The sequence below is a fragment of the Pontibacterium granulatum genome (assembly GCF_029961155.1).
Lineage (GTDB): Bacteria > Pseudomonadota > Gammaproteobacteria > Pseudomonadales > Balneatricaceae > Pontibacterium > Pontibacterium granulatum.
Window position 1 is genome coordinate 25,804 of record NZ_JASBRH010000011.1, and the last position, 14,972, is coordinate 40,775.

Consider the following 14,972-nt stretch of genomic DNA (forward strand, 5'->3'; position numbering starts at 1 on the left):
CCCTGCTGCTATGCGTCGTTTCAGGGCAACAGCCCTGATATTCATCATATCAGGTGTTTTGGAACGAGGTGAGGCCTTCGCTGTTGCAGGGCTCAGGATGGGTTGAGGGCTTGCAGGTACAGGTCGCCATCGTAGCGGCTGAGATGACGCAGAATGCGTGCCTGCTTATTGGCCAGGCGACGACTTGGGTAGCGGGCTTTGTACTTGGTTGGGGCGGGCAGCACGGATGCCAGAAGAATGCCCTCGCGTCGACTGATCGTTTCAATGGGTTTATTGAGCTGATACAGGGCGCCGCGCTTTACACCAAAATCCCTTGGCCCGAACTGGGCAATGTTCAGGTAGACCTCAAGGATCCGGTTCTTGTCCCACACCTGCTCCAGTAGCATCGCCAACGGAATCTCCAGGGCCTTGCGCAGGTAGCTGCGTCCTTCCCAAAGGTATAAGTTCTTCACGACCTGCTGAGTAATCGTACTGCCGCCCCGGCCTTTTCTGCCATTCAAGGCATTGGAGATGGCCTCCTGGGTGGCCTCGACATCGATACCGTAGTGGACCGGGAACTTCTGATCTTCCGACGCAATCACTGCAGCCTGAACGCTGGCGGGAATTTCTTCCAGATCCACCCATTCGTACCGTACAGGTTCAAGCTGGTTGTCCATGAGACTGTTTAGGTTGTGGGCGATCATAAACGCAGACGTTGGGACATCCACCCACTTTAATACGACCATGGAAAGCAGCAGTAGCGAGAAACAGGAAGCAATCGAAATGGAGAGAAGCGTTAGTGCCTTTTTCAGCATATGAGCGTAAGAGTGACCTTGTGGTTAAAAGTTGTACAGTTTATCGCAAGTAGGTTGGCTAATACAACGCGAGCTTTTGTGAGCGTGGGCTTCTACGTTGGGGCAGCGAAATAGTTTGGGGAGAGAGCGGCGGAGGTGTAGAAGAAATGGTGCCGAGGGTAAGTTGACTGCAGGCACAAAAAAGCCCCGCAGTTCTATAAACTCGCGAGGCTCTTAAGTGGTGCCCAGAGGCGGAATCGAACCACCGACACGGGGATTTTCAATCCCCTGCTCTACCGACTGAGCTATCTGGGCAACGTCGTAACGTGGGTGCGTATTAAAAAGGTTTGGCTTGCCTCTGTCAACGGGGAAAAGCAGAAAAACTTACTTTTTTCGAAGCCTTGTATGTTGTGTGAACAGACCGGTGTGGTGCGGATGTGTTATCGAGGCTTCAAGGGGCTGTGTTTTTGTGTGATCAGGCCTCGAATATGCGTGATCTGGTGAGGATAACTCTTTAAAACATCAATCTTTTCCGGGGATAGCCGATAAGAATCAAAACACTTGTTTGTTGTACTTGCTGAATGGGTGTAAAGATCGGTAGATTAGGGCACACACAAGAATTCTTCGGGCGGTCGCTAGATGGATGTAAAGCAGATTGCAGCTAACTTTCCATTTCTGAAAAAGAAGGGCAAGGTCAAAGGCCTGACGGCCTTGGCGTTAGTGGATGGCGGTGTGGCTCTGGCTCATGTGACCAGCGGTAAAAAGCCTGAATTAGTTGCGTGCGAGTTTATAGAAACGCCTGCTCCATTTACCGATATCAAGCTGTTGCGGGATCGGATTGATGCACTTGGCTTGTCAGGATCAAACACAGTAGGCCTGCTGGATCAGGGGGGCTATCAATTACTGTTGGTGGATGCGCCCGATGTACCGGATGAGGAGATGGCCGATGCGTTGCGTTGGCGTGTAAAAGATCTGGTTGGGTTTGACATCGAACACTCCAAAATCGATTACATCGAATTGCCCGAGGATGCATACCGTGGCCGGTCTCGCATGGTATACGCGGTTGTAGCTGAACAGTCGCAAACAGAGCGCCTGGCGTCCTGGATTGAGGAGCTAGGGCTAACCCCTGCCGTGATTGACGTACCGGAAACTGCATTGCTGAACATCACCAAGGATATGGCGGATGAAGAATCCGGCTTGGTGGTATTCCACCTGGGCTCACCCTCCAGCAGTGTGAGCCTTCTCTCCCAGCAGGCGATCTATTTCACCCGTTCATTGTCCTACGACGTTAATCTGGCTGATCGAAACCCACACCAAGCGGCGAGTTCTGCGGTTCTGGAGTTGCAGCGTTCGCTGGATTACTACGAAAGCCAGGTGGGTAAGCCGCCGTGTGTAAAGCTGGTCATATTGCCGATGCAGTTTGGGGAGACCCCGTTGATCACGGAGCTTCGCAGCAATCTGCCGCTGGAGGTAGAAGCTCTCGATCTGGCGTCCGTGGTGACAAGCCGTAAGCCTCTCGATGTAGAAATCCAGCAGCGTTGTTTGTTGGCGATAGTCGCGGCGTACCGTGAGCTTTCTGCGCAGCAGGGAAATGCGACTAAATGAAGCAGCAGATAAACCTTTATACGCCCAAGGTCTCGGCCGCCAGAGATATATGGTCTCTGCCGTCCGTTATTTTGATGGTGGTGCTTATTACGCTGGTTGCTGCCTTTGCTTCCTGGGGTTTTACCCAATACGCTGACTCACGCGTATCCAGATTGCAGGCACTGCAGGATAAGAACACTGCGTTACCCAGCCAGATTGCATTGCTGGAAAAACAGCGTAAAGAACTGCGCCCTGATCCGGCAATACTTCAGGAGCAGGATCGCATTCGTCAACTGATAGCGGAGAAGCAGGAACTGTCCGCAATGCTGAGTCAAATGCAGCCAGGTGTTTCTGGGCGTGGATTCTCACCTTATATGTATGGGTTGGCGCAAGTGAGCCGCAGCGGAGTGTGGATTACCGACTTTGATCTCCATTTAGCGCAAAGCCAGGTCGAGTTAACTGGTATCGCGCGTACGGCGAGTGATGTGCCTTTGTTGTTGCGTGATCTGGGTGAAACGGATGCGTATCGCGCGATTCGCATTGCTGATTTCTCCATCGCCAAAGAGAGTAAAGACCACAAATTCAAGGTGATGGGCTTTGTGACCACCGGAGGGATCAATGAGCCGTAACGCTTGGCGCAGGGTGGATGCAGCTTGGGATAAGCTGAGCCGACGTGAGAAGGCCTTGCTGTTCTTTACCGCGCTGGTTATCCCGGTGATGTTGCTGTTTGTGATGGTGTTGGAGCCTGCGCTTGACCGTATGCAGGGGGTTGAAGATCAGATTACCTCCCTTGAGCGTTCCGTGAACACGCAGGAGCGTATGTTGCGTATGTTGCAGGATGCAGACCTGCCGGATCCAAACGCCAAAGCGCATAAGCAACTGAAGGCGCTGGTGAGCCGGTTGGATGCGCTGGACAATGAAGTGGAACGCTTTGCCCGCAACCTGGTTGGGCCGGAGCAGATGTTGGGTTTGCTTTATTCCGTGTTGGGGCCGGAAAACGATCTGAAACTGGTTGAGGCTCTGAGCCTGCCGGTAGAGCCGCTGGTACTGAGTCCGGAAAAGGAAGGTGCAAACGTGCCTGCGATCAAGCTGACCGCAGAGGCCGCCGAGCGTGAGCGCGCCAAAGCAATGCAGGACGCGGTAATCTATATCCACCCGTTTGAGGTGCAGTTGGAAGGCAGTTATGAAGCGCTGTACCAATACCTGAAGGGGCTGGAGGCACTGCACCAGGGATTCTTCTGGGATCGATTGCAGTTTACTGCGGAAGATTATCCGAACGCGTCGATCCGCTTGCGTGTACATACGCTGAGTACAGAGGAGAACTGGCTTGGTGCGTAATCTGATTTTGGGGCTGATGGCCTTGGCTACTATGCCGCTTTCGGCAAACAGTTTGCCGGGTGATCCAACCCGACCGACCGAATATAAGCCGGTGGTGAATTCGGCGAAAATTGTGAAGCGCCATTATGCACTTACCTACCTGATGGTGGGGGAGCAGCGCAAAGTCGCCGTAATTAACGGCAAACAGGTGACACCAGGTAGCAGAGTTGACGGCGCGAGGGTGCTGTCAATCACTACGCAAGGGGTGCGTTTACGGGTTGGTGACCAGACACGATTGCTGACGATCGGTAAACAAGCCGGGTTTAAGAAAGAACTGAGTGATAGGAAACGGAACTGACCATGAAACGATTGATGAGTGTGTTGGCGCTGAGCGTCGGAGTCACCGTATCGGGTTGTTCCTCACTTGATTCGATGAACGACACTGCGGTCACCGATGAGAGCATTGCGGCGCTTGAGGAGGCGATCAATGTCCAGCAGCAGATCGAGGCTGAAGAACAAGCACACTCCGAAGCGGCTGCTGTTGCGCCTCCGCCGCTGGTGCCACCGCTGGATATTCAGACGCTGAGCCAGCCAGGCGAAGAGCGCTTTGATGTTGTGGCTGATGGCCTCAGTGCCCATGATTTCTTTATGGGGCTGGTGCAGGGTACCGACTACAACATGATTGTGCACCGTGATGTTGAAGGTACGGTGAACCTGAAGTTGAAAGATGTCACCGTAGACGAAGTGATGCAGGCGATGCGCGAAGTGTATGGCTACGAGTATCGCAGAAGTGGCAAGCTTTACCAGGTGGTGCCGGCCAAGCTTCAGACCGAGATTTTTCAGCTGAACTATCTGGATATAGCGCGCGAAGGCGTATCCGATACATTGGTGAGCGCGGGCTCTGTGCGTGATGCGACCTCATCGGATTCAGGTTCTGGCAGCAGTGATACCGACAGCAGCTCCAGTTCATCCTCCACCAGTGTGGGCACCCGCATCAGTACCAAAACCTCGGCCAACTTTTGGGTCAACCTCAAACAGACCCTGGATACGCTGATCACCGGGGATGACCGCCGTGTGGTTGTAATGCCGCAGACAGGGATGATCATTGTGCGTGCCTTGCCAAGCGAGTTGCACACCGTACGTGAATATCTGAATAAGGCGGAGCTGAGCCTGCATCGCCAGGTGGTGATTGAGGCGAAGATCCTCGAGATCACCCTGAATGACAAGTATCAGGCGGGCGTAAACTGGACTGCATTGGGACAGCCAGGCAGTTCTGCTTCTGGAAAAACAGTGACCCTGAGCCAAGTCGCGTCTTCAATCACCGCGGACGGCTTGGGTGGGATCTTCCGATCAACATTTGCGTTGAACGACTTTACAGCCGTGATCGAGCTGCTGGGGCGACAGGGTGATGTACAGGTGCTGTCCAGCCCGCGCGTATCCACCATCAACAACCAAAAAGCGGTTATCAAGGTGGGTACCGATGAGTTCTTCGTCACCGAAGTGGAAACTACGACCACAACCGGGACGTCCACTACCACTACCCCGAGTGTAGAGCTGACACCGTTCTTCTCCGGCATCGCACTGGATGTGACACCGCAGATCAGTGAGGAAGGTGGGATTGTCCTGCATATTCATCCAACCGTGTCTGAAGTGGAAGATCAGCAGAAACAGATCAATATCGGCAGTGATGATCTGTCCCTGCCGCTGGCGTTCAGCTCCATTCGTGAATCAGATAGCATCGTGCGAGCCAACAGTGGTCAGGTTATCGTCATCGGTGGTCTGATGAAGTCTGAAAATGAAGATCAGAATGAACGGACACCGTTCCTGGGTGAGCTGCCGGGTGTCGGCAACCTGTTCACTCAGCGCCGCTCTGTGGGCAGTAAAACAGAGCTGGTAATCCTGCTGCGTCCGGTGCTGGCTGACAATGACAGTTGGCAAGCGGAGTTAGAGCGTAGCTTGCGTTCCTTCCAGCGTTTGCGCGTAGAAAGCACACAACAGTGATTGAGAGGCCGTGAATGTATGCTGAGCATTTCGGGCTGCGCGAGTTACCGTTCACACTGACCCCGAACACCCGTTTCTTTTTAAATCTGACCAGCCATCAGGAAGCCCTCAATCTGATGCTGGTTGCACTGCACAGCGGGGACGGTTTCATCAAAGTTGTAGGCGAGGTGGGTACCGGCAAGACACTGTTGTGTCGAAAGCTGCTCAACTCGCTCGATGAGAGCCAGTTTGTCACCGCGTATATACCTAACTCAAACCTGAATCCCGCTGAATTCCATTGTGCTGTAGCAAATGAGCTGGGGATCTATACCCCGGAAAAATCGAACCAAGATTTGTTGCAGCTGCTCACTCGACGATTGATCGAGCACGCCCAACATGGGAAGCGGGTGGTGGTGCTGGTGGATGAAGCGCAGGCGATGCCGGATGAGACCATCGAAGCATTACGCTTGCTGACCAATTTGGAAACTGAGTCAGAAAAGCTGTTTCAGGTGGTGTTGTTTGGCCAGCCAGAGCTGGATAAGAAACTAAACCAGTACTCTCTGCGTCAACTGACGCAACGCATAACATTCAGTTACAGATTGAAGAAACTGGAACCTGATGAGGTGCGTGCTTATATCCACTGGCGCATGCAAGCGGCGGGGTACGTTGGCAAGCCGTCATTTGAACGCGACGCCTGCGACCTGATCGCCCGAGCAGCGGGAGGAATTCCCAGGTTGGTGAATGTGCTGAGTCACAAGGCGCTTATGTCAGCCTATGGAAAGGGGGATGAAAAGGTCAAAGTACTGCATGTGGTGCGCGCGATCGAGGACACGGAGGGGGTAGCATTGCCTTGCGCCTCTCTCATTAAACAGTGGCTGTCTGCCGTGGTGGCTGTGATGGCGATTGCGATGATTACCTGGGGCGTGATGATTGTGGGTATGCAGCCGTGAGCCTGGTCAATGACATGCTGCGCGACTTGGAAAAGCGCGGGCAGAGTCGGACTGCGGTATCGGATGGCGTCTCCGTGCAGTCTGTAGAGACACGCACAGCAGAGCGTGCAGGCCGGCGATTAAACTGGCCACTGTGGCTGGTTGTTGTTGCGCTGCTTATCGGCTTTCTTACATTGGCCTGGATGCAGTGGCGCCCCCTGTCTCAGGGTGCGGAACAGGCCGGGCAACCCGTAACCGTGACGCCGGCTGCCGACATACCAGTAAAAACAGCCTCACCAGCGAAGCCGGAATTACGTCTGGAACAGGTCAGTTGGCGCAACATGGATCGAGGCGGAGTACTTGTTATGCGCTTCAGTGCGCCGGCGCAGGTACAGCTGATCAACCAGACCCGAGCGTCTATGGTGATTGCGTTACCCAATGCTCATTTGACCAATACCTTGCCGTTGCCAGAAAAAAGCGTCATAAGCGACTTTAACCTCGTGGCAGACCGAGGGCAGCTGTTGCTTGATCTGAAAGCTGTGCGGGATGCCCGGTTTGAATTGCTGCAACCGGACGCCAGGCAGATTGAGTTGGCGGTGTGGTTGAGCGAACCAGAGCCGGAGGAGAGTCCGGTGACAGCGGATGCGCCGGCACAACTGTTGTCAGAGAAAAAACCGGCGGTCGTGGAAAAAACTGAGAGAAAGGCGAGGTCTGAACCTGTTCCGGTCAATGCTGCTGCCGCCGAGGCACAAGCCAAGCCTAAGCCCGATGCTGCCATAGAAACCACTCAAAAGGCGGCAAGTACCAAGGGGTTAGCCAAGGCACAGGAAACCGGGCCGGTGCAGACGGCTCCGGCGAAGGGTGCGGCGAAACCATCGAAAGACGTACGCGGCCTGACCGATAGCCAAGCCGTGGTGAACGCGCGTAAATTGCTGCAACAGAATAAGGTAACTGAAGCGCAGCGGTTGCTAGCGTCTCAGGTAGAGCAGGGGGCGTACGCGCCCGACAGCCAGGCCATGCTGGCGAGTCTGTATCTGGCGGGTGGGGATGTGATCCAGGCTGCAGATGTTGCCGATGCCGGTCTGGCGACAGCGCCCTTACACAGCGGGTTAAAGAAAGTGAAGGCGCGTACCTTACTGATGAATAATGATAGTGCAGCTGCTGTGGCGTTGCTCCAACGCGCGCCGCCTGCAATCAAACTGGATGCGGAGTATCATGAGATTCTTGCCGCCGCGCTGCAGCAGCAGGGGCGGGCAGATGATGCCGTAAATGTATATTATCAATTGCTGCAGTATGACAGTGGGCAAGCCCGTCTGTGGGTGGGGCTCGGTTACTCTCTGGAGCTTGCGGCGCGACCGGATGAATCGCGCCAAGCCTATGAAAGCAGCCTGCAGGTGCCAGGCATCGAAGATAATCTGAAGCGTTATGTAACTCAGCGGCTGTCTCAGCTGGCGGAGAGGTAGGAGGTTCGGCGTAGTGGCTGCACCCAAAACACGATTACGTATAGGCGATATGCTGGTCCAGGAAGGTGTGCTTACCGAAGCACAGCTGATGGAAGCACTCGCCCAACAGAAAAAGACCCGTCAGAAACTGGGTAAAACCCTTGTGACGATGGGGCTGGTGGAAGAAAAACACTTTCTTGAGTTTCTCTCCAAACAGCTGAAGATCCCGATGGTGGATCTGGCCCACTATTCCTTTAATCAGCAGGACGTACTGCGCCTGTCTGAGACCCACGCACGCCGTTTTCGCGCCATCGTACTGAAAGAGGATACCGACTCTTTTGTGGTAGGGATGAGCGATCCGATGGACATCTTTGCCTTCGATGAATTGCAGCGCCTGTTGCCGAAACCGGTGGATGTGGCAGTTGTCTCCGAAAGCCAGTTGTTACAGTCGCTTGATCTGGTGTATCGCCGTACCTCCGACATTGAGGTGTTGGCCGACCAGTTGAATGACGAGATCGCTGAAGACGCTTTTGACCTGGCGCAGATGACCGCCAACGATGAGCAGGATGTCCCGGTCGTTAAGTTGCTGAAAAGCCTGTTTGAAGATGCGGTGCAGATCGGTGCATCCGATATCCATATCGAGCCGGACGAGCATGTCCTGCGTATTCGCCAGCGTGTGGATGGCACGCTGCATGAACACGTTATGAAAGAAAACAGGATCGCTTCAGCGTTGGTATTGCGCCTGAAGCTGATGGCGCACCTGAACATCTCCGAGAAGCGGTTGCCACAGGATGGCCGCTTCAACATGAACGTGAAAGGCCGCAGTATCGATATCCGTATCTCCACCCTGCCGATCCAGCACGGTGAATCCGTGGTGATGCGCTTGCTGGATCAATCGGCGGGGCTGGTGGGGCTGGATAAGGCGGGCATGCCGGAAGAGATGCTGACTCGTTTGAGGCGCCTGATTCGCGAACCGCACGGTATTGTGTTGGTAACCGGCCCGACCGGTAGCGGTAAGACGACTACGTTGTACGGTGCGTTGAACGAGCTGAACAGTTTCGACAAGAAGATCATCACCGTAGAGGATCCGGTTGAGTATCGGTTACCCCGCGTCAACCAGGTTCAGGTACATCCCGAGATCGGCCTGACCTTCGCCAGCGTTTTGCGTGCCTGCCTGCGTCAGGACCCGGATGTGCTGTTGCTGGGTGAGATTCGTGACCGGGAAACCGCCGAGATCTCTCTGCGTGCCGCGATGACCGGCCACTTTGTATTGTCCACATTGCACACCAACGATGCCGTCTCCAGTGCCATGCGTCTGGTGGATATCGGTATTGAGGGGTACCTGGCGGCGTCAGCCATCCGCGCCATTCTGGCACAGCGCCTGGTGCGGAAAGTGTGTAACAACTGCTCCAGTCTTTACCGCCCGTCACCGCAGGAGAATGCCTGGTTGGCCGCGCATCTGCCAAAACTTGGGCTTAGCGAAGGTGAATTCAAAAAAGGGCGTGGGTGTACCTACTGCAACAACACAGGGTACAAGGGGCGGATCGGTATCTTCGAGTTGCTTGAGCTAAATGACGGCATGGCGGATGCCCTGCGTCGCAATGACAGCTCGGCTTTTACCGCCGCCGCCTATGCTGACGAGCGATACAAACCACTGGTATACAGTGCATTGGATCTGGCCTCTAAGGGGGTGATCACACTGGATGAGGTTTTCCGGGTGACCGAGCAGCTGGACGAGACCAAGTTTAATGAGGCAAGCCTGGCGAAAGCGCAGGAAGAGGCGAAGCAGGTGAAAACCGTATCGCCTACCTTGCAGCAGGCGCCGGAAGCCACGCCGGTTACAGGCACCATCAAGCTGGAGCTGGAGTAAGCCTGAATGCCGTTTTTTCAGTATGAAGGCCGAAATAAAGCGGGCGTGAAAGTAAGCGGTCGCGTGGAAGCGGATGGACGCAGTCAGGCTGCATCCCAGCTGCTTGCCGATGGCATCACTCCAATCAATATCACTTCCGTTACCCAGGTTAAGAAAGAGGACAGCCTGGGTAGTAAAGAGATCAGGCTGAAGTTTCTGGAGAAGGTCCGCATTGATGAACTGATCATGTTCAGTCGTCAGATGTACAGCCTGACCAAAGCCGGTGTGCCGCTCACACGCGCGATGCGTGGACTTGCTGGCAGCCTGCGCAACCAGATGCTGAAGGACGCGGTGAATGACCTGTCGGATGACCTGGACAAGGGTAATACCCTGTCGGCGGCGATGAACAAGCATCCCAAGATCTTTAACGACCTCTACACCAGCATCGTGCATGTGGGCGAAAACACCGGTCGCCTGGATGCGGCCTTTGCCCAGATGGCCGCTTATCTGGAGCTGGAGCGTAATACGGTCAAAAACGTCAAGCAGGCGACCCGCTATCCGATGTTTGTGTTTTTTACCATTGCTGTGGCGATGGTGGTGATCAATATCTTTGTGATTCCAGCCTTTAAGTCCGTTTTTGAAAGCCTGGGGGGCGATATCCCCTGGCAGACGGAAGTCCTGATCGGCGTGTCCGATTTTATGGTCAACTGGTGGCACGGGATGCTCGCCTGCTTGATCGGTGGGTTTATCCTGTTCAAGCGCTGGAAGAAGACCGAAGCCGGTGAGCTGAGCTGGGATCAGACTAAACTGCGTTTCCCGTTGGTAGGCAGTATCTTTTACCGGGTGGTGCTGGGGCGTTTCACCCGGACCTTCAGTATGGTGATGAAAGCGGGTGTGCCGATCGAGCAGGGGCTGATGGTGGTTTCCCGTGCAGTTGGCAACAAATACATCGGCCGCAAGGTGGCCGGTATGCGCCAGGGTATCGAGCGTGGTGAATCGTTCGCACAGGCCGCCGCACGTACCGGCATGTTTAGCCCATTGGTGATGCAGATGCTGGCGGTGGGTGAAGAAACCGGTCAGGTGGATCAAATGTTGGCGGAAGCGGCGGACTTCTATGAAGAGGAGGTCGATTACGACCTGAAAAATCTCGCCACCGCCATTGAACCGATCATGATTATGATCATCGGAGCCATGGTGTTGGTACTGGCATTGGGTGTCTTCCTGCCGTTGTGGGAGCTGAGTACTGCAATAAAAGGTGGTTAATTTGTTACCGGTCAGCAAAACCTGTTAGAGGGGCTAGCGGCGTTTGATGGGAAGCTGATAGAGTACGTCAAAAGGATTCGGGACAGCGCCTGAGCAAGCTGGATTTCGGATTATTAAAGGGACTATGGATCTATGTCATGCACGCTTCATTCAGCGCATGGCAGACTAACGAAATTGCCTAGGTTTAGTGGAGAAAACCATGAAAAAACAAGCAGGTTTTACAATTGTTGAATTAGTAGTAGTGATTGCGCTGCTTGGTATTCTTGCCGCTGTTGCACTGCCTCGATTCCTGAATGTGACGGATGACGCGCACGCAGCGTCTGTGAATGGCACCGGTGGTGCGCTGCGTTCCGCTGCCGGTTTGGTAAAAGCGCAGGCGGTTGTTGATGAGACTGCGGCAGGTGGTACCGTGAATTATGATGGCACTAACGTAACCGTTAACAACAACATGTACCCGGCAGCTACGGATGCGGCGTCTTGTGTCACTGTTTGGCAGAATGTTCTCCAGAACGGTGCGCCATCTGTTGCTACTGCTGCTGGATCTGACTATATCGTTACCTGGTCTGCAGATGATAGTAACTGTGTGTACACGTACAACGCAGCAGCTAACCACACCATTACCTACACCCCAGCAAGCGGTGCGGTCGATATCAGCACTCCTTAATGGATCTGAATCGATTAGATAAAGCCTCTCGATTAACATTAAGAGGCTTTACCCTGATTGAGATGGTTGCCGTGCTGGTGCTACTGGGTATTCTCAGTGCGGTAGCCTTCCCCCGTTTTGCCACGTTTGATACCTATCGTGATCGGGTCTTCCGTGACACGCTTCTCACTTCCCTCCGTCTGGCGCAACGTACCGCGCTTTCTCATAATTCGGCTACCGTTGAGTGGCGCTTAAATCGCAGTGCGGCTGAAAACTGGCTGTATGCCATAGATATCAACTCGGCTCAACAGACGAGCGAAACTCTCGCGTCCGATCAGGTCATAGCTTACAGTGCAAACCTCTCTGCAGGCGGCACCATCGCCGGTAACCTCGCCCTGAACGACACATTGACGCTACGCTACGACCCGTCCGGTAACCTGATCCTGGCTGACGATGGCGATTCTACCGGCGCGCTCAATAGCAGTATGCAGTTGACCGCCAACGGCCAGCAGCTTTGTATCTCTCTGACAGGATTTGCCTATGCAGGCACGTGCCGCTAACGCCGGGTTTACGCTGGTTGAGCTGGTGATCACCATCACCATCACGGCAATTGCCTTGGTGGCAATTGTTTACGGCTGGAGCATCACGGCGCAGCATAGCGGTGATGTCACCTGGCAGGCAAAAACCGCTTATATCGGTCAGACCTATATTGAAGAGATACTGACCAAGCGTTTTGATGAAAACAGCTCCAGCGATGGCTTGCTGCCCTGCAGCAACGATGGCGCCACCACCTTTGATGGCGCGGTAATGCCACAATGCACGGCAGAGGCTAGTTTTGGCAGTGAGGGCGAAACCCGGGAAAACTACGATGATGTGGACGACTATCATGGTCTCAATGAAGTCCCGCTTTCGCTGCTGGATGATATCTTTGCTGGCAATAACAACCCGTATGCAAACTACGGTGTCAGTGTGGCTGTTGCCTACGATACGACGGAGATTGTCACCAACCAGATGGTGAAGCGGATAACCGTTACGGTCACGCCGCATGCGGCGAGCGGCGCCAATCCCGTTGTGTTTACCGCCTACAAAGGGAACTACTGATGAAGAAAGTCAGCGGTTTTACCTTGGTTGAGTTGGTGATTGTGATTGTGCTGCTTAGCATTATGTCGCTGGCGTCAGTGCGGTTTATCGCCAATTTTGCGGAGGGGTATGTGGATACCTCCAGGCGCCAGAATATGGCAGATGTCACTCAGCTCGCCATTGAGCGTATTGGACGTGAGTTGCGCAACGCGTTGCCCAACTCGGTGCGCATTAGCAACGATGCGAATGCCAGTTGCATCGAGTACATTCCGGTGCTGGGTGCGTCGAGCTATGATGACCTGCCGGTAGCAACCGCAAGCAACACGTTTAGTGCCATTCCACTGGGGGCAGGTACGATCAGCGGAGATCCTCTCTATGTGGCTGTATATCCAATTACAGGAACGAATCTGTACTCCGTAGGGGCCAGCACCATGATTGCGCAACTGGGCAATCCTGCACAGTTTGCGGCTGATCAGGCATTAGCTACGGAGATTACTGTAGCTTTAAATGGAAACCACCAATTCCCCACTGAGTCACCTGCATCCCGATTCTTTATCGTGGGCTCTCCGGTGAGTTACTGTCTGAACACTGGCACCGGTGATCTCTACCGCTATGAAAACTATTTTGATGGCGGGTCAGATTTTTATACCGACCAACCCATGCTCGCTGATTTACCAAGCTCCGAGCCCAATCGTGCGCTTTTGGCGACGGATATTACGACTGTAGCGGCGTTCCCTAATCCGGCGTTCGCCTCACTGGAGATCAGCCTACAACGCAATGCGTTGGTGGTGTTTGATCTGCAAGTGAGCGACGCGGGAGAGAGTGTACGTATCCAGCATGTGGTACAGGTGAGAAATGCGCCCTGATAGCAAATCCCTTAAGTCCCAGCAGGGGCTTGGCCTGGTGACCGTGATCTTTATGATTACGGTTGGCGCATTGCTGGCAGCAGGTATGGCGTCGATGCTGACACTTGGCCAGCGGTCTGTTGTACAGGGGTTTCAGTCGACACGTGCAATGCAGGCGGCAGAAAGTGGCGTCCAGCTGGAGTTGAGTAAGCTGATCCACCCGCAGGTGAACGGTGGTTGTGCGGCAACTAATAGCGCGAATACGACGTATAGTTTTAATGCGGCCGGAATTCGAGGGTGTACGGCGAATGTGACCTGTACCGTAACGCCAATTGGCGGTGTCGATTACACAACCATAACGTCGCTAGGGCGGTGTGGCGGCAACGCAGATACGTTGGATTCTGCGTCCCGGCAGATACGGGTCAGGACGGTGCGTCCCTAACCCGTAGCTTTATCAGCGCGTTTGCTTAAACGCCGTATTCTTCGCGGTATTTGCGGATTGCAGCCAGCTCATCCGCCATATCGCCTTTCTCTTCCAGGTACTCGATCAGGTCGTTCAGGCTCACGATGCTGATCACCGGCATCTTGTAGTCACGCTCAACTTCCTGAATCGCAGACAGCTCACCTTTGCCTTTCTCCTGACGGTTCAGGGCGATCACGGTTGCCGCCGGTTTGGCACCCGCTTCATCGATGATCTCCATTACTTCGCGGATTGCGGTGCCGGCGGTGATTACGTCGTCGATGATCATGACGCCACCTTCCAGTGGTGCCCCTACCAGGTTGCCGCCTTCACCGTGGTCTTTCTTCTCCTTGCGGTTGAATACGTAAGGAATATCTTTGCCGTACTGATCGGCCATCGCTACAGCCGTAGTAGCTGCCAGCGGGATGCCTTTGTACGCAGGGCCCAGCAGAACGTCAAAGGACACGCCAGCTTCTTCGATTGCGGCAGCGTAGAAGCGACCCAGCTTCGCCAGCGCCACACCGCTGTTGAACAGGCCTGCGTTGAAGAAGTATGGGCTGATACGCCCGGACTTCAGGGTGAACTCTCCAAAGCGCAGTACGTTCTGTTCGATAGCAAATTCGATAAATTCGCGCTGGTAATCCTGCATGTGTCTCTCCGGCCAGGTGATTAATGTCAGCTGCAGATTTTACCAGTGGAGTGTCCCTGGCACCATCTGCGTGCATGGCTTGAAATTGGACTGATCTGGCGCAATATACCAGAGATCAGAATGGATGCGACTAAAGTCGGGATATGTTATTTTGTGCA

General features: G+C 54.2%; 16 protein-coding genes and 1 tRNA gene. 14 read left to right on the plus strand and 3 right to left on the minus strand.

The genetic code is table 11. The features are described 5' to 3' along the window. Nucleotides 1–92: 92 nt before the first annotated feature. On the minus strand, nt 93–794 hold the full coding sequence (gene mtgA, locus QKW35_RS11780; RefSeq protein WP_282353314.1) for a monofunctional biosynthetic peptidoglycan transglycosylase: 702 nt from the start codon (nt 792–794) through the stop codon (nt 93–95). A gap of 218 nt (nt 795–1,012) precedes the next feature. After that, a tRNA-Phe gene (locus tag QKW35_RS11785) sits at nt 1,013–1,088 on the minus strand. A 324-nt stretch (nt 1,089–1,412) separates the two neighbouring features. On the opposite strand from QKW35_RS11785, the gene QKW35_RS11790 reads away from it, so the two are divergent. The 14 genes from QKW35_RS11790 to QKW35_RS11855 all read left to right on the plus strand — a co-directional run bounded on the left by QKW35_RS11790 (nt 1,413) and on the right by QKW35_RS11855 (nt 14,147). Then, complete coding sequence (locus QKW35_RS11790) at nt 1,413–2,378, plus strand: hypothetical protein (protein ID WP_282353315.1); 966 nt, start codon at nt 1,413–1,415, stop codon at nt 2,376–2,378. Next, complete coding sequence (locus QKW35_RS11795; RefSeq protein ID WP_282353316.1) at nt 2,375–2,986, plus strand: PilN domain-containing protein; 612 nt, start codon at nt 2,375–2,377, stop codon at nt 2,984–2,986. Before QKW35_RS11790 ends, QKW35_RS11795 begins: the two co-directional genes overlap by 4 nt. Then, the gene (gspM, locus tag QKW35_RS11800; protein WP_282353317.1) at nt 2,976–3,695 is read left to right on the plus strand and encodes a type II secretion system protein GspM; all 720 of its coding nucleotides are present in this window, start codon (nt 2,976–2,978) and stop codon (nt 3,693–3,695) included. Before QKW35_RS11795 ends, gspM begins: the two co-directional genes overlap by 11 nt. Beyond that, the gene (locus tag QKW35_RS11805) at nt 3,688–4,032 is read left to right on the plus strand and encodes a hypothetical protein (protein WP_282353318.1); all 345 of its coding nucleotides are present in this window, start codon (nt 3,688–3,690) and stop codon (nt 4,030–4,032) included. The genes gspM and QKW35_RS11805 overlap by 8 nt, the downstream gene beginning before the upstream one ends. A 2-nt stretch (nt 4,033–4,034) precedes the next feature. Then, entirely contained in the window at nt 4,035–5,675 is a 1,641-nt protein-coding gene (mshL, locus tag QKW35_RS11810) for a pilus (MSHA type) biogenesis protein MshL (protein ID WP_282353319.1), read from the plus strand. 14 nt (nt 5,676–5,689) lie between these two features. Further along, on the plus strand, nt 5,690–6,604 hold the full coding sequence (locus QKW35_RS11815) for an ExeA family protein (RefSeq protein WP_282353320.1): 915 nt from the start codon (nt 5,690–5,692) through the stop codon (nt 6,602–6,604). Next, a complete protein-coding gene (locus QKW35_RS11820; RefSeq protein ID WP_282353321.1) occupies nt 6,601–8,046 on the plus strand; it encodes a tetratricopeptide repeat protein in 1,446 nt (481 codons plus the stop codon). Before QKW35_RS11815 ends, QKW35_RS11820 begins: the two co-directional genes overlap by 4 nt. A gap of 13 nt (nt 8,047–8,059) precedes the next feature. Beyond that, entirely contained in the window at nt 8,060–9,895 is a 1,836-nt protein-coding gene (locus QKW35_RS11825; protein WP_282353322.1) for a GspE/PulE family protein, read from the plus strand. A 6-nt stretch (nt 9,896–9,901) separates the two neighbouring features. Then, on the plus strand, nt 9,902–11,137 hold the full coding sequence (locus tag QKW35_RS11830) for a type II secretion system F family protein (protein ID WP_282353323.1): 1,236 nt from the start codon (nt 9,902–9,904) through the stop codon (nt 11,135–11,137). A 199-nt stretch (nt 11,138–11,336) separates the two neighbouring features. Continuing rightward, complete coding sequence (locus tag QKW35_RS11835) at nt 11,337–11,801, plus strand: prepilin-type N-terminal cleavage/methylation domain-containing protein (protein ID WP_282353325.1); 465 nt, start codon at nt 11,337–11,339, stop codon at nt 11,799–11,801. After that, on the plus strand, nt 11,801–12,340 hold the full coding sequence (locus QKW35_RS11840; protein ID WP_282353327.1) for a pilus assembly FimT family protein: 540 nt from the start codon (nt 11,801–11,803) through the stop codon (nt 12,338–12,340). The genes QKW35_RS11835 and QKW35_RS11840 overlap by 1 nt, the downstream gene beginning before the upstream one ends. Continuing rightward, nucleotides 12,321–12,881 carry a type IV pilus modification PilV family protein gene (locus QKW35_RS11845; protein WP_282353329.1) on the plus strand — a complete coding sequence of 187 codons (561 nt, stop codon included), beginning with the start codon at nt 12,321–12,323 and terminating at the stop codon, nt 12,879–12,881. Before QKW35_RS11840 ends, QKW35_RS11845 begins: the two co-directional genes overlap by 20 nt. Then, on the plus strand, nt 12,881–13,726 hold the full coding sequence (locus QKW35_RS11850; protein ID WP_282353330.1) for a PilW family protein: 846 nt from the start codon (nt 12,881–12,883) through the stop codon (nt 13,724–13,726). Before QKW35_RS11845 ends, QKW35_RS11850 begins: the two co-directional genes overlap by 1 nt. After that, nucleotides 13,716–14,147, plus strand: a complete 432-nt coding sequence (locus QKW35_RS11855) for a hypothetical protein (protein ID WP_282353331.1) — start codon at nt 13,716–13,718, stop codon at nt 14,145–14,147. The genes QKW35_RS11850 and QKW35_RS11855 overlap by 11 nt, the downstream gene beginning before the upstream one ends. 25 nt (nt 14,148–14,172) lie before the next feature. On the opposite strand, the gene pyrE is transcribed toward QKW35_RS11855, so the two are convergent. After that, the gene (pyrE, locus tag QKW35_RS11860) at nt 14,173–14,814 is read right to left on the minus strand and encodes an orotate phosphoribosyltransferase (protein ID WP_282353332.1); all 642 of its coding nucleotides are present in this window, start codon (nt 14,812–14,814) and stop codon (nt 14,173–14,175) included. Between the last annotated feature and the right edge of the window lie 158 nt (nt 14,815–14,972).

Excerpts from the sequence above, each read along its gene's own strand:
- QKW35_RS11835 (WP_282353325.1), top strand. The coding sequence starts at position 11,337 with ATGAAAAAACAAGCAGGTTTTACAATTGTTGAATTAGTAGTAGTGATT.
- QKW35_RS11840 (WP_282353327.1), top strand. The coding sequence starts at position 11,801 with ATGGATCTGAATCGATTAGATAAAGCCTCTCGATTAACATTAAGAGGC.
- mtgA (WP_282353314.1), bottom strand. The coding sequence starts at position 794 with ATGCTGAAAAAGGCACTAACGCTTCTCTCCATTTCGATTGCTTCCTGT.
- QKW35_RS11855 (WP_282353331.1), top strand. The coding sequence starts at position 13,716 with ATGCGCCCTGATAGCAAATCCCTTAAGTCCCAGCAGGGGCTTGGCCTG.
- pyrE (WP_282353332.1), bottom strand. The coding sequence starts at position 14,814 with ATGCAGGATTACCAGCGCGAATTTATCGAATTTGCTATCGAACAGAAC.
- QKW35_RS11850 (WP_282353330.1), top strand. The coding sequence starts at position 12,881 with ATGAAGAAAGTCAGCGGTTTTACCTTGGTTGAGTTGGTGATTGTGATT.
- mshL (WP_282353319.1), top strand. The coding sequence starts at position 4,035 with ATGAAACGATTGATGAGTGTGTTGGCGCTGAGCGTCGGAGTCACCGTA.
- gspM (WP_282353317.1), top strand. The coding sequence starts at position 2,976 with ATGAGCCGTAACGCTTGGCGCAGGGTGGATGCAGCTTGGGATAAGCTG.
- QKW35_RS11815 (WP_282353320.1), top strand. The coding sequence starts at position 5,690 with ATGTATGCTGAGCATTTCGGGCTGCGCGAGTTACCGTTCACACTGACC.
- QKW35_RS11845 (WP_282353329.1), top strand. The coding sequence starts at position 12,321 with ATGCAGGCACGTGCCGCTAACGCCGGGTTTACGCTGGTTGAGCTGGTG.
- QKW35_RS11795 (WP_282353316.1), top strand. The coding sequence starts at position 2,375 with ATGAAGCAGCAGATAAACCTTTATACGCCCAAGGTCTCGGCCGCCAGA.
- QKW35_RS11830 (WP_282353323.1), top strand. The coding sequence starts at position 9,902 with ATGCCGTTTTTTCAGTATGAAGGCCGAAATAAAGCGGGCGTGAAAGTA.
- QKW35_RS11790 (WP_282353315.1), top strand. The coding sequence starts at position 1,413 with ATGGATGTAAAGCAGATTGCAGCTAACTTTCCATTTCTGAAAAAGAAG.